This window comes from Pedobacter cryoconitis (assembly GCF_001590605.1).
Taxonomy (GTDB): Bacteria; Bacteroidota; Bacteroidia; order Sphingobacteriales; family Sphingobacteriaceae; genus Pedobacter; species Pedobacter cryoconitis_A.
The window spans coordinates 2,497,491-2,511,920 of the sequence record NZ_CP014504.1 but is presented as its reverse complement, the minus strand read 5'-3'; the positions used below and the strand labels follow the sequence as shown (position 1 = coordinate 2,511,920).

Sequence of the window (14,430 nt, the reverse complement as noted above, 5' to 3'; positions counted from 1 at the left end):
TTCAGGAGCAGGGGTTTATAATCAATGAACAAAAAGTCCGATTAAAAAGAGATAGTCTCAAGCAACTTGTCACTGGACTGGTAGTAAATAAACATCCCAATGTTTCGAGAAAATTCATTGATGGATTGAAAATTGATCTCTATTATTAGGAGCGTTATGGTTATGACAGAACAAGCGAATTTTTCAGAAAGAAATATAAGAATAAAAAAAAATCAGGCTAAGGATAATGTGGGCATGGCAAATGTAATAAGAGGACAAATCCAATTTTTTTAAATGGTAAGGGGCTCGGATAATCAAGTGTATATTAAACTTGATGAAAGTTTAAAAAAAACTTTTAGTTCTTGAAGCTACTCTACAAATAGAGGTGATAACTGATAAAGCGGGTATTTTTTTTATAGATTCGTAATTTATTTTGTTTTTTTTGGTATTCTATCTATAACTTGTAGAAACAAAATTAAAGATTATGAAAGCACTCTTAAGAACATTAATGGTAGCAGCGTTATTTTCGTTTGCAGCCAAAGCGAATGCACAATCAGGCACTCTGATTTTTAGAGAAGGTAATAATGGCTCTCAAAACATTGTAGCTAATATTACAGATGCCCCTGGGCAGGCATACAATCTAAAAGATAGAAATAGTATTGGTAAAAATGACGAAGCGAGGTCTGTTGTAATGGAAAATGTTAGGGTCGGAGCTGTTTTAACAGTTTATGATTCACCAAATGGGGATGCAAGTGATGACTATTGTGTAATTACTGTAAAACAATTAGTTTCACATAAGGTTATCGGATCATTTGAAACCTCATTTGAGGACAATGAAGTAAAAGTTCAAAAATTTAAAAATGGCAACTTAGACGGAAAAGTTTCTTTTATCAGGGTGAATTAGTTCCTTGATTCCAAAAATCCTGTATCATCTTTTAAAAGAAAAATCAATACAACGCCGTTTGTATGAAAAAGCATTTCCAATCACATGTTAGAGATAAGTAACCAATCAGGTTAACTGTATTTCTAACATGTTTCTTTATAAATCCTGCCTAAATGAATTGCTTATAGCCTCACCTAGATTGTATACTTCAGTTTTACCGTCGAACGCATTCTCAATAATACTACTGCCGGCAGCACTGCGGTAACCTCCTGCGCAATGTACCAAAATAGGTTTATTGGAAGGTATTTCGGCTAGCCTGGTTCTTAGCTCATATAAAGGAATATTAATCGCCTGATCAAAGTAAGGATATGCCTGCACTTCGCCCTTATTGCGCACATCTATGATGGTATAATTTTCTTGTTGAATTTTAAAGTTATCTAAATCCAGCTGTGCTGCTTTTTCATTTCCTGTTTCAATCACAAAAGCCGCTTCGATAAATAACTCGTAACCGATTTTGGCAGTTTTACCAATCACCTCCTTTAACATCTCGTCACTCTCTGCAACCAGGTAAAAGAATTCTTCGGGCACGAAAATACTCCCTAGCCAGGTCTCAAATTTACCACCATTCTGAATATTGACCGACTTCGGCAAATGACCATTCTTAAAATCTTTTTCGGGACGGGTGTCAACAATAAATATATTAGTATTGATTTTATAGGGTAGCCCAATCGGAAAGTTGTTAAACGAAGCTTGCAAATTCTTCGCTCCATGTCTATTGAGCTCAACATCATAAGCAAAATATGAAGGTATAAAAGGCTGCTCTTTCAATAAGGTTTTAACGAATTGTTCCTCAGTCATTTCCTGTAAAGACCAATTACTCCTTTTTTCTGCACCTATCGTGCTGCGATCAGCTTCGCTCAAAGCCTTGCCACATAAGGTTCCGGCGCCGTGTGCGGGATAAACCCATACCTCATCATCGAGTAACATTAATTTTTCGCGTAGCGAATGGTACATTTGTTTAGCTTGTTCCTCTCGCTTAGCGGTCTGGTTACCAGCTTTTTCACGCAGGTCTGGTCTGCCGCAATCTCCGATAAATAAAGTATCGCCCGTAAATACCACCTTATCTTTTCCCTGATGCTCCAATACGATACTGATGCTATCCATTGAATGCCCCGGCGTGTTCAGCGCTTTGAGTTTGATGTTGCCAAATTCAATCGTATCACCGCTGTCAAATGTTTGATGGGGGTATAGTGCACCTGATAATTGAGAACAATAAATCGTAGCCCCAGTTTGTTGATGCAGTTCGAGGTGACCACTTACAAAATCAGCATGCGGGTGCGTTTCGATTACACCGATAATTGTAGCCGCATGTTTTTTAGCGTAAGAAAGATAAGGTGCAATATCCCTGGCCGGGTCAATAAGCACTATTTTATTTTCACACTCACTTAGTATCGCGAATGAATAATGCGAAAGTCCGTTGTCTTTAAATTGTTCAATTTTCATAATTAATGAGGTAATTTTTTACGTAATAAACCATATACCCAGGTACCGGCAATAGCGCTCAGTAAGGTAACCAGTACGACCAGGTAGCCGCTCCCAATTTGTGCGAATAAAGGGCCTGGACAGGCACCTGTGATAGCCCAGCCCAATCCAAATATCAGCCCGCCGAAGACATTGCCCCAATGGAATTTTTTTTCGGAAATTACGATCGGCTCATGGCTAATAGTTTTAAGCTCAAAACGTTTAATAAACCAAACTGAGCTCATTCCAACTACAATGGCGCTGCCAATCACACCGTACATATGAAATGCCTCAAAGCGGAACATTTCCTGTATCCGGAACCAGGATACCACCTGCGATTTGACCAGTATGATTCCGAACAAAACACCGGTGATTAAAAATTTGATATTTCTCATAACTGTAATAAGTAAGGTAAAATGAGCCAGGTCATGGTAAAGCCCCCGATCATAAAACAACAAGTAGCTACCAGCGATGGCCATTGCAGGGATGATATGCCCATAATAGCGTGACCCGATGTACAACCACCAGCATAACGGCTGCCAAAACCTACCAGGAACCCGCCTAATACCATGAACACAGCGCCACGTAAAGTGAAAAGCTGGCTGAAACTGAAAACATCTCCTGGCAATAAACTGCTGAAATCCTTAACTCCCTGCCTTTTTAGTGAGGTAATGGTGTGTGGGTTAATACTGACTGCTTCGGATGTAGCTAACCAATAACTAGCGATAAATCCACCAATGACTATACCTGCGGTAAAAAACAAGTTCCAGCTCTCTTTTTTCCAGTCGTAGTTGAAAAAAGGGATAGTGCCAGGCAAACATGCGGCGCAGATATGACGAAGCGCTGAGGAAATACCGAAAGCTCTATTGCCTAATATCAGCAAAGCTGGTATGACCAGTCCAATCAATGGGCCAGCTATATACCAGGGCCATGGTTGTTTGATGATTTCCATATTATCTATTTAAAGTGTTTAGTAGTACAAATAAGCCCATGATCAAAACGAACCAACCAAATGCTGGCTTTAGTTTAGCGTCATTTATATATTTAGTGAGATAGCTTCCGGCAATAATACCGGCTATAGTAAAGGCCGAGAACGTGAACAGAAAAGAATAATCGATCATTATCTGGCTGGATACATCGCCTAAGACGCCTAATAATGAACTGGTAGTCATTATCATTAGTGAGGTAGCTATCGCTTTTTTCATCTCTAGTCCTGCAAACATCAGCAAAGAAGGAATGATAAGGAACCCACCACCAACACCCACTAAACCTGTAACCAGACCCATAGCAATACTTTGAAGAACCAGTTTGGTATAATTTATCTGCTGTTCCTTTGCTGAATGTGCCTTTTTTTTACGGATCATGGCTATTGACGCTGCCAACATTAAAATAGCGAATAACAGCATTAGCAAGATACTTCTGGTGAGTTCAAAATGCCCGATAGTTAACAAATGAGGAGGAATGGCTGGCATTACCCATTTACGCATTACAAATACAGCTACCAGTGAAGGGATACCAAATATTAATGCAATTTTAAAATTCACATTACCTTTTTGATAATGGATTACTGCGCCCACAGAACTGGTTAAACCCACAGTAAATAAGGAATAGGTAGTTGCCAGTATGGTGTCAAGTTTAAAAAAATAAACCAAAATAGGTACGGTAAGTATAGATCCACCACCACCAATTAACCCCAAAGACAAACCAATTAAAACCGAAGCCATGTACCCTGCTATTTCCAAAATATTCATATTAAGAAACAAAGGTATTGGCTAAAAAGCAAGCAGTTGGTGACCTATGTTACGTAGTGGGATTTAGTGTAATCTTATTGCGGGAAAGGATGACCATTTTTTGTTTTTCCATCTGCTTCAGGAGCCTGGAAATAACTTCGGGGGTAGTTCCTAATTCTTCGGCAAGTTGCTGGTGAGTTATACTAAGATCATTGGATTGATAAATGCTTGCCTTTCTTTTTAGCAGAGAAACGATGCGGTCATCTAATTTCTGAAATGAAACTGCATTGATCACATCCAGTAGCTCTTCAAAACGAATGTGGTACAGTTTAAAGATGAAATCTGCCCATTCCGGGTATACTTTTATCCATTCGCTGGCTTTGGATATGGGGATCATTAAAACTTCTGAATCTTCTTCAACAACGAGTTTAACCTTACTCGTATCCTCGTGTATGCCAGCAAGGAAGGACATGATACAGCTTTCTCCAGGTTTGATATAATAGAGCAATACTTCACGGCCGTCATTATCCTCACGTATTACCCGCATACTACCCTTAAGAACAATAGGAATGGAACGAACATAACTATTTGAAGGCATCATGACCGTGCCAGCAGTTAGCGTTCTGCGTTGGCTGATCGCTTGCAGTTCTTCTTCCAGTAATGGACTGAATAATTTCATTTCACTAAGATACAATGATGGAAGATACCCCACTGCTCATTTTAATAATTTGATGAAAATGCAGTAGATCATTTACCATCAATGAATGGAGAATAATACGGGTTTAAAGTCATAACTATTAAAGTTAAAACTTATGCAGGCATTTTTAGGTTATAGTATTTATAAAAAAATAACTATGGAAAATAATAAAGAGATTATTTCAGACCTTAAAGGTTTAATCCACATAATTAATGATGGAAAAGAAGGGTATCTTTCTGCATCTGAAGCTACAGACAACCTTGAATTGAAGGCTGTATTTTTAAAATATGCAGCAGAACGTAAAGTCTATGAAGTTGCTCTGAAAGCTCATATTGCTAAGCATGGCGGGGAATCTGATAATGATGATGGGGGGATACTTGGTGCCATACACCGAACCTGGATTGACATTAAAGAGACATTGACTGGCAAAAGTGAAACTGCACTGCTTGGTGCTGTGGTTACCGGAGAAAATGCTGCCCTTGCAAAATATGATCAGGCAATCCATGACCATAAGCTTCATTCAGACCATTTGAATATGCTGACAGAACAAAGAAACGGAATTGCTGATGCTTTGAAAGAAATTGAAGTACTCGGGCAAAAGTATAAATAACTTATTCTTTAATATAAAAAGCTGTCTGAACCTGAAAAACTGGCAACAGATTTTCAGGAGGAATATAGCCAGCTCTTTTTTGATAGAGCTGGCTATACATTTCAAATTACTTGAGGATTTATACGTGCAAATTATTTGCTTTGATATAATGTAACTTTTAGTGATACTCACAAACGGATCTCCCGGACAAATATCCTGCTCATTAAAGAAATACTTTAAACCAGCTGTTTCAGCATGTGCAAAAACTTTCTTGAACGGGATAACGCCATTACCAACCTCTGTAAACATTTGTTTTGGGGTGTTATCCATATCTTTTACATGCCATAGCGGGAAACGTCCGGGATGCTTCTTAAACATCGCGATAGGGTCTTGTTTGGCTTTATACATCCAATAAATATCCATTTCCATTTTCACAAGGCCGGCATCAGTACTGTTAAGTAATATATCATATGGATAATGACCATCTTCCGATTTGAATTCAAAATCGTGGTTATGGTAGCAAAGTTGTATACCTGCTTTCCTGGTAATTTCGCCGGCTTTGTTTAGCTTCTCTGCAGTTTGTTTATAATGGTCAAGTGTTCCGCGTTCACTGTCAAGTAAATAGGCACAAACCATATATTTAATACCTGCCTCACTTGCATCGTCAACTGCTTTTTGCCAATCGTTGATAATAGTTCCTTTGGTATCTGGCATTCCTTCTCCGAGCATAAAGTGGGCACTCGGCATAATCAGGCCATTATCATTTAATACTTTTTTAAACTCGGCGGGAGCCATTCCGTAGAATTTCTGGCTGCCTGTATAGGTAGCCCCTTCAACCGAATTGAAACCTACTTTAGCTACCTTAGCAAGAGTGCCAACCGGGTCTTTAGCCATAGCATCACGTACAGTGTAAAGTTGTACGCCTATATATCTTTTTTTAGGGGCTGCAAATAATTTGGGAGCCATTAACAAACCTGCTGATAGCACAGCACTGCTTTTCAGGAATGATCTTCTTGATGTCATTGGTTAATAGATTAGTTGTTTAACTAAATCTAATGCATTGAACAGATAAATCAATTAAGCAACAAAATTGTTACAGTGGTTGATTTGAAGCTGGGAGCAGCATTGTTTACTTGCTGGCCACTGTAAGTTTCCCTTACATCCTATACAAATATTCGTACATTTAATTAAATAACGACCAGGTCTGTAGCAGATATTATCTCATTGATTATTACCCTTACAATAAACAAATACATATGGAAAAATTGGCATTGCTGATACGCCTTGAGGTAAAACCAAGGAAGGAAAACGAAGTTGCAGACTTTATTAAAGGTGCATTGCCTTTGGCACAGGGGGAAGAGCAAACTATCAATTGGTATGCGTTAAAGCTTGGTCCGTCTACTTTTGGAATCTTTGATACATTTGAGACTGAGGATGGACGCAAAGCGCATCTGGGAGGACAAATATGATGGCGTTTTATACCATCAATTGTTTCACTTTTAAAATAGAGGATATGCCTATTGATTACCAGATAATTATTGCTCGTTCATTGACAATAAGATAGTCTGGCCCTTAGGCCTTAAACGATAGGCAGCCCCCTTGCGAGGTTTCTCGAAAACGCCTTTTGATGCACTTAACTTGTAGGTGTGCCCGTCAAATTCATAAATGACGCTTTCACTAGTTATACTTTTTATAGGGGTTTGAGCAGACTGAGCAATATTTAAATCCAAAAACCAGTCACTATTTAAATTATTATTACAGGTTATTTTTAGCGTTTTCTCTTTAAGTTCAATCTGGAAAGTTCCTGAATCAGATGGCCAGAGTACTTCAGCAGTTTGAAGACCTGGATTATACCAGCCTTTTCTATCAACTGTTGCGGAAGTTCCCACCAGGCACCAATCTCAAATTTATTTTTAGGTAAAGCTTTCAATAATGCCTGATACCGGGGATCAATCAAAGCATCGTATTGCAATAAAAAGGTGCCACCAAGATGATTTTTTTTCATCAATTCTATTTGCTTCACCACTGTTTGATAGAGTACGTCCTTTGTTACATTGGCCTCACGCGGTTCAATATCACGAATAAAATTTACGATGTTAATTATTTTTGGCTCGGAATTGCCTTTATATTTTTCTAGTCTGTCCTATACACAATGAGTTACAGAAAATTGCTGTGAATATAATGATGAAGTTAATACAAATCTTGTGTTTCATAAGTAGTAAATATCTGCTAAACTTACTGAAACTACGTCCTGTACTATCCTGCATAACAATAATTTCTATCTAATCAACTTGCCACTCTCATGGCTAAAGCTCCTGAATTTCTAAGCCACCGATCCTGTTATTGAGCAAGTTGATTTGCCTGCGGTAAAATAAAGTTAAAACATACAGGTTGCCAGATAGGGTAATCTGTATGTTTATAGCCTTTCTGCATGTATTCCCTTTGACTTCAACTCATCATATACTTTAGGGTCTGAATTGAACAACGTCATTTTTTTTAAATTAGCGAAATAATTGATATCTTCAAAAGATTCAATTTCAAAGGTATTGTCCTCACCATCCCAAAATGGATAAAGTTGTCCGTAAATTGAATTTCCTCCATCCTGATACAATTCAGTTATTGTTCCGGCAAATTCAATGTCTATTTTAAGGCTTTCAAAATAGGAGATAACTTCTGGAATGATGTTGTAACCTTCTTCTTCAATGTCTATTTTCCGTTTATCGTAAAGTGTGGCAAATTCATAAACATCAAATTTAGGTTTCAGTAATTCTTTGTTAAACATCAATTCTTCAATGACTAACAGCTTAAAGTTGAAATCTTTAAAATCAATAGCATTTTTTACCGGTACTGATGTGCTGTATCCGGAAGTTTCTTCTTTGAAACTATAGTTTTTCATAAGCACATAAGCGTAGACATCTTCTTCTTTTCCATATCTCATTTTTATGAGCTGTAAGCGTTCTAGCACAAAAACATTATTGTCAAGCTCAGTTATGTTTTGACCGTTAACGTATAAATTTCCTGTAAAAATATTTTGTGGTAAATGTTTTAAGTCAGGCTCTTTTCTAATCAAGAACCTTAAATCTAATATATTATCTGATGAAAAATATTCAACATAAACACCATATTGGTCCCAGCGAACATTCCATCCATTGTCATATATTTGAAAGGATGGCTCACCTAATATTTTGACAAGTGTTTCCATATTTATTGGAAATACAATTGAAATTCCGTTGATGGTTACGTTGTCTCTGTCGCATTGAACAATTATATTTTTAGCATCAGCTCCCATGTCATCTTATTTTTATGATTGCCAAAAATATGATTGTTTTTTGTGTTTAAATGAATTGGATAAAGATTTTAATACAGGAAGGCTAAAATTTGAAATACTGATAACTGTATTTGTTTCCGAAATTTTAAGGGACTTGAAAGAGAAAGAGCTGGTACTTAACAGTGCAATTCAGGATAGCGTTAAGGTACCTTTGAAATTTTTTATAAAGTCATTCTACTTGTTTGATAAAATATGATTTAGTTGGAGAATTGGCAATTAATTTCGTAGTTGGAAACCATTTTATCACTGGTCTTCAAACTCACACTTAATTGAGAGTTTGAAGATGACTGGTTGAATAAATTTGAAAATCTTATTAACAGCTCTTTTTACGATTTAATCTTATATAAGTATATACTTTTATTTCCTGTTTTATCTTTTTTAGATAAAACGCCCGACTCTGTTAACCTATTGAGCTGCCTTGATATTTCTTTGCTGCTGAAATCCCGCTTGTACTCTTTTTTAATATATTTTCTGACATAATTAACTTCTCTGTGTTCAGCAAAGAACATTGTTGGAATTAATTCCTTTTTTATAAAATACGCGATGCTTTCTTCTCCTTGTCTGGCGATGAAAAACTGAGGATTATTGACATTTTCATCATAGAAATTTTTGATAGTTTCTATCATCTCCCATTTTTTTAGCTTAAAGAGTTTAGCTGAGAAAATCACATCAATTTCTACTCCAAAGAATTTCGCTATTTTTCCGGCTGTTTTGCTTGAAATAGAGGCCTTCCCATTCTTTATAGTTCGCAGATGATTCACCGAGATTTCTGTAGCACTGGCTAATCCAGTTACACTAATGCCACTCTGATCAAGTAAAGATGCAAGTTGTTTTCCTACCAGTTCAGCACTCAGATGTTCATTCTCTTTGGTCATAAATCAAAAAGAGATATAAATCTGTCTTCATTATTAATGAAATAGTTGTTATTCTGAATTCAGAATTATATATTTACACTATGGTTTAATAGATATCTCAATCAGAGAAATATTGTATGATGGTTTTATTTATCATATGTTTATTAAACAGCGGCTTATTCCTATACTTTAAGATTATTTATCCTTCCTTCCGACAATTGTCGTGATGCATTCTATATGCACAGAAACCTAAAACCGTAACCTAAATCCTTTTTGAGTGCCGATCAATCCATTCTGATAAGAATTGGTATTGCTCATTAATTTTTAATCATCACTAACGAATAAACATGAAAAAAACGATCTCAATAATCGCTATGGCCACGCTTTGCCTTTTTTTAAGTGTAAAGGCTCAGGTTCAGGTAACGAAACCAACTTATAAACCTGTTAAAATAGGGGATAGAATCCCTGATGTAACGTTGACTAATATTTATAATTATAAGACTACTCAAACTAATCTTTCTGATTTTAAGGCTAAACTGATTATTCTTGATTTCTGGGCGACCTGGTGTACATCCTGTCTGGCTAATTTTCCAAAAATAGAAGAACTGCAAAAGAAATATGGAGAAGAGGTCCAGTTTATTAAAGTAGCTTATCAGCCGAAGGCCCTGGTATTACCTTTTCTGGAGAAATTCCATAAGGATAAGCCTTCAGTGATTCCTGTAGTTACTGATGACAAGATATTGCATGAGTTGTTTCCTCACCTCTATATTCCTCACTATGTGTGGTTGGATCAGTCTGGTAATGTGCTTGCCACAACTAATGGTGATCAGCTCACTGTAGCAAATATTGACCGGTTTTTAAGCAATGATAGTATTGGAAACATGCGCACAAAAATTGATTTAGATGATTCTAAACCGCTTTTTTTGACTAATGAACTTTTGAAAAATAATGAGTTAAAACATTATTCAATTTTTTTAAAAGGTCCGTATGATGGCCTGGGTTCAGGAGTCTCTCTTTTAAAGAATGAGGCTGGTGTTCAAAAGGGATTAGCAATGACTAATATATCATTATATGATATGTATAGTTATATCATGTATACTAAATTCGACCAAATGGGTCAGAGATATTCTGAGAGCAGGAATATTATTCTCCTAAAGGATACTGCTTTGTTTATGGATAGTGGCTATGCTGATCATAATAAGGTTGAACGCTATACCTATGGGTGCAATGTACCTGAACTTAAAAAATCCCCACTGTACGAATACGTACTGGAAGATCTGAACCGATATACTGATTACATAGGAAGTATAGAAAAAACTAAAGTTAAGTGTCTGCTATTGAGACGTCGGGGGCGTGTTGATAAGATGAAAACCAAAGGTGGTGCCTCTCAGAATACTCTTTTTCTAAATACAGACTCTAAAATAATTAATTATCCTTTTAAATATTTTTTTGTAAGTCTGATGGGGCTGCCCTTCATCAAAGTCCCTTTATTGGATGAAACCGGGTATACTTTTAATGTTGATATTTCTTTGTCTGAAAAGACCAGTCTTCCAACTTTAAGAGAGGAGCTTAAAATTTATAACCTCGAGCTGGTTGAAGCGGTCAGAGAGCTTGATATGTTCGTATTACGGGATAAGAAATAAAGAAAATGAGAAACTTAGTCATAATAATAGTGCTGACTTTTTTTACACTTAGTGTGAATGGCCAGCAACATGTTAACGGTAAAGTGATATCTGCTGTGACTGGTGAAACTTTAAGTGGGGTGACGGTCAAAATTAGTAGTACAAATCTTACTGTTTATACAGATGAGAATGGTTTGTTTTTGCTTCAGTTAAATTCTGAAAAGGATACGCTCGAATGTTCTCATTTAGGTTATAGAAAAAAAAGAATGCGTGTCTATCATGGTGAACCTCTATTGATAAAGATGGAACCTGTAGAACAAGTTTTGGAAGAAGTGAGTATTGTTTCATCTGGTTATCAGAAGTTATCTAAAGAAAGGGCGACGGGTTCTTTTAGTTTTATCGGTGAGAAAACTTTCAATCAGCAAGTGGGAACAACTGTTTTAAGCAGATTAGAAGCTGTAGCAAATGGTGTTTTTGCAGATAGAAGTAGCATAGGAGGTAGTAGTAATCTGGTTGTAAGAGGGCCGAGTACAATCCGTGGACCTAAAGGTGCATTAATTGTATTGGATAATTTTCCCTACGAAGGTGATTTGGATAACCTGAATCCAAATGATATTGAAAATATCACTGTGCTAAAGGATGCAGCAGCAACTTCTATCTGGGGAGCGAGAGCTGGAAATGGAGTTATTGTCATTACCACGAAAAGAGGGAAATTTAATCAGCCTTTAGCTATAGATTTTAATGTAAATAGTACAATTATAACCAAACCTGATTTTGGTTATCTGAGACAGATGTCTTCGCCCGATTTTATAGCTGTTGAAGAATTATTATATACGAAAGGAAGGTATAAGAATGATATTAATTCCATCAGTAAAAGAGGACTTACACCAATTGTGGAGCTATTGATCAGGAAAGATAAGGGCGAAATATCTAATAATGTATACAATTCAATAAAAGCTGATTTAGAAAAAATTGATATAAGGGATCAGTATGCCAGGTATATCTACAAACAGGGTTTAAATCAGCAATATGCCTTAAGTTTAAATGGTGGGACAGCCAATCAGGGCTGGAACTTATCTACAGGATATGATCAGAATTCTTCTGTATTGGATGAAAAGTATAACAGATTTAATATGCGCTTCCAAAATACAATCCGTCCTGTTAAAAAATTAGAAATAACTAATGCAATTTTCTATACGCAGAGTAAAAGTAGTTCTGGTAGACCAGCGTATGGGAGGATCAGGTCTGGTTCAGATCTGTACCCCTATGCGCGTTTTGCTGATGATCAGGGGAATCCACTGTCTATTATGAAGAATAATCGTATAGGATACATTGATACGGCTGGTAGGGGTAGGTTATTGGATTGGAAGTATTATCCGCTGGATGATTATAAACACTTAATCAATACAATATCTGTCAATGATCTGCTGATTAGTACCGGATTGAATTATCGGTTGATAAATGGTTTATCTCTGGATATTAAGTATCAGTTTGAAAGGCAGCAAACAAATGGAAGAAACCTGAGTGATAAGGATAGCTATTTTGCAAGAAACCTGGTGAATACTTACACACAACTCCCAAACGCAAATGAGGTAATTTATAAGGTTCCAAAAGGAGGTATACTGGATTTAGCTAATAGCATATTGCAGTCACATAATTTAAGAGGGCAGTTGAATTATAATAATAATTGGGGTAAAAACGAAGTCAATATTATTGCTGGTGGTGAACGCAGAGATTCAAAGACTTTGTCTGATCAGAGCCGGGTTTATGGATATGATGACCTCTTGATGAATTATGGGAATGTGGATTATCTGACTTCTTTTCCTGATTTTAAAACTGGTGCAAGAAGCTATATTTCTGACAACAGGAGTCTGGATGAAATTGTAAACCGCTTTGTTTCTGTTTACGCGAATGGTTCATACACTTATGATGGTAAGTATACCGCATCTATGAGTGCAAGGAGCGATGCTTCAAATTTGTTTGGGCTAAAAACCAATGATAAGTGGAATCCTTTATGGTCTGCAGGAGTTTCGTGGGAAATCAGTAAAGAAGACTTTTATCATTTGCCGTTGCTTCCTTATCTAAGATTGAGATCAACTTATGGTGTTAGTGGCAATGTAGACCCTTATATGACTGCTGTAACTACAATTGCTTATTTTGGAAACTCAGAATACACGCCATCGCCCACGGCACAGTTTCGTAATTTCTATAATCCGGATTTGACTTGGGAACGTTCAGCAATGTTGAATATGGCGCTTGATTTTAGATTTAAAGGAAACAGGCTTTCTGGCAGTATTGAATATTTTAATAAAAAAGGAACTAATCTTTTTGGGAACGAGCTGATTGATTATACTGGCGGAATTGGGTCTATGATTCTAAAAAATGCAGCAAGTACAAAAGGAAACGGTATGGACCTGGAGTTGAATAGTTTTAATCTTGCTGCTGGTAGTTTTAGCTGGACAAGTAATCTGAATGCTAGTTTCTATAAAGATCAGGTAGTGAATTATTATTTGCCTGATATGCAGGCAAGTAATTATGTCAGTTTAACACCTTCAATATCTGGTATTGCTGGTAAACCAGTTCTTGCAATTTATTCTTATAAATGGGCCGGCCTTGATCCTTTGAACGGTAATCCAAGAGGTTACGTAAATGGAGCTATAAGTGATGATTACAACTTACTAACAGGAAGTAGTATCAAGCTAAAAGACCTGAATTATCATGGTTCTGCTATACCTGTATTTTATGGGTCTCTTGGTAATACTTTTACTTATAAAGGGATTAGTCTTGCTGTGAGATTCACCTATAAACTGGGGTATTATTTCAGGAAATCTTCAATCAATTATGGAGATCTGATTAATAATTTCGTTGGACATGCTGATTATGGAGCGCGATGGCAGAAGTCTGGAGACGAGTTGTCCACTAACGTTCCTTCTTTAGCTTATCCAAATAATACTTTAAGAGATGTCTTTTACACGGGGTCAGAAGTGTTGGTAGATAGGGCAGATCATATTCGCCTGCAATTTGTGAATCTATCTTATGATTTACGTCAGGATAAAATGAAATTTTTGCCTTTTAAAAGTATGTCCATCTATATCAATGCAGCCAATTTGGGCTTGATATGGACGGCCAATAAAGATCATCTTGATCCTGATTACCAATTGCCAAATGTATTTAAGCCTTCAAAAACTTTTTCCCTTGGAGTGCGTGCTAATTTAAACTAAACGGAC

The 14,430-nt window shown here is 36.7% G+C and carries 14 protein-coding genes; 5 read left to right on the top strand and 9 right to left on the bottom strand.

Going from position 1 to position 14,430, the window contains the following annotated elements; translation table 11 throughout:
• The first annotated feature begins 463 nt into the window (after window positions 1–463).
• Complete coding sequence (locus AY601_RS10720; RefSeq protein ID WP_068400451.1) at window positions 464–883, top strand: hypothetical protein; 420 nt, start codon at window positions 464–466, stop codon at window positions 881–883.
• Between the two features lie 135 nt (window positions 884–1,018).
• Here the strand turns inward: AY601_RS10720 and AY601_RS10715 are convergent, their stop codons facing one another.
• From AY601_RS10715 to AY601_RS10695, 5 genes are read right to left on the bottom strand one after another with little or no spacing between them, the layout of a single operon-like run.
• Window positions 1,019–2,365, bottom strand: a complete 1,347-nt coding sequence (locus AY601_RS10715) for an MBL fold metallo-hydrolase (protein ID WP_068400448.1) — start codon at window positions 2,363–2,365, stop codon at window positions 1,019–1,021.
• 2 nt (window positions 2,366–2,367) lie between these two features.
• Window positions 2,368–2,778 carry a DUF6691 family protein gene (locus AY601_RS10710; protein ID WP_198163668.1) on the bottom strand — a complete coding sequence of 137 codons (411 nt, stop codon included), beginning with the start codon at window positions 2,776–2,778 and terminating at the stop codon, window positions 2,368–2,370.
• The gene (locus tag AY601_RS10705) at window positions 2,775–3,335 is read right to left on the bottom strand and encodes a YeeE/YedE family protein (RefSeq protein ID WP_068400445.1); all 561 of its coding nucleotides are present in this window, start codon (window positions 3,333–3,335) and stop codon (window positions 2,775–2,777) included. The genes AY601_RS10710 and AY601_RS10705 overlap by 4 nt, the downstream gene beginning before the upstream one ends.
• 1 nt (window position 3,336) lies before the next feature.
• On the bottom strand, window positions 3,337–4,134 hold the full coding sequence (locus AY601_RS10700; RefSeq protein WP_232324732.1) for a sulfite exporter TauE/SafE family protein: 798 nt from the start codon (window positions 4,132–4,134) through the stop codon (window positions 3,337–3,339).
• Between the two features lie 49 nt (window positions 4,135–4,183).
• Window positions 4,184–4,792, bottom strand: coding sequence for a Crp/Fnr family transcriptional regulator (locus AY601_RS10695; RefSeq protein WP_068400443.1), 609 nt, complete (start codon window positions 4,790–4,792; stop codon window positions 4,184–4,186).
• A 175-nt stretch (window positions 4,793–4,967) separates the two neighbouring features.
• On the opposite strand from AY601_RS10695, the gene AY601_RS25315 reads away from it, so the two are divergent.
• On the top strand, window positions 4,968–5,420 hold the full coding sequence (locus tag AY601_RS25315) for a PA2169 family four-helix-bundle protein (RefSeq protein ID WP_084359543.1): 453 nt from the start codon (window positions 4,968–4,970) through the stop codon (window positions 5,418–5,420).
• Here the strand turns inward: AY601_RS25315 and AY601_RS10690 are convergent.
• The gene (locus AY601_RS10690; protein ID WP_084359210.1) at window positions 5,331–6,422 is read right to left on the bottom strand and encodes a TIM barrel protein; all 1,092 of its coding nucleotides are present in this window, start codon (window positions 6,420–6,422) and stop codon (window positions 5,331–5,333) included. The two genes, AY601_RS25315 and AY601_RS10690, sit on opposite strands and share 90 nt — an antisense overlap.
• A gap of 233 nt (window positions 6,423–6,655) precedes the next feature.
• Here AY601_RS10690 and AY601_RS10685 point away from each other — a divergent pair, with 233 nt between their 5' ends.
• Window positions 6,656–6,868: a hypothetical protein gene (locus tag AY601_RS10685; RefSeq protein WP_198163667.1), complete on the top strand. Its 213-nt coding sequence runs from the start codon at window positions 6,656–6,658 to the stop codon at window positions 6,866–6,868.
• A gap of 299 nt (window positions 6,869–7,167) precedes the next feature.
• Here the strand turns inward: AY601_RS10685 and AY601_RS25925 are convergent, their stop codons facing one another.
• The 3 genes from AY601_RS25925 to AY601_RS10665 all read right to left on the bottom strand — a co-directional run bounded on the left by AY601_RS25925 (window position 7,168) and on the right by AY601_RS10665 (window position 9,602).
• A complete protein-coding gene (locus tag AY601_RS25925) occupies window positions 7,168–7,404 on the bottom strand; it encodes a hypothetical protein (RefSeq protein ID WP_068400441.1) in 237 nt (78 codons plus the stop codon).
• A 411-nt stretch (window positions 7,405–7,815) separates the two neighbouring features.
• Window positions 7,816–8,688, bottom strand: a complete 873-nt coding sequence (locus AY601_RS10675; RefSeq protein ID WP_068400440.1) for a DUF6892 domain-containing protein — start codon at window positions 8,686–8,688, stop codon at window positions 7,816–7,818.
• 365 nt (window positions 8,689–9,053) lie between these two features.
• Window positions 9,054–9,602 (bottom strand): helix-turn-helix transcriptional regulator, encoded by a 549-nt coding sequence (locus AY601_RS10665; protein WP_068400438.1) that lies wholly within the window; start codon window positions 9,600–9,602, stop codon window positions 9,054–9,056.
• 326 nt (window positions 9,603–9,928) lie between these two features.
• On the opposite strand from AY601_RS10665, the gene AY601_RS10660 reads away from it, so the two are divergent.
• A complete protein-coding gene (locus AY601_RS10660; RefSeq protein ID WP_068400437.1) occupies window positions 9,929–11,224 on the top strand; it encodes a TlpA family protein disulfide reductase in 1,296 nt (431 codons plus the stop codon).
• A gap of 5 nt (window positions 11,225–11,229) precedes the next feature.
• A complete protein-coding gene (locus AY601_RS10655; protein WP_084359208.1) occupies window positions 11,230–14,424 on the top strand; it encodes a SusC/RagA family TonB-linked outer membrane protein in 3,195 nt (1,064 codons plus the stop codon).
• The last annotated feature ends 6 nt before the right edge of the window (window positions 14,425–14,430 follow it).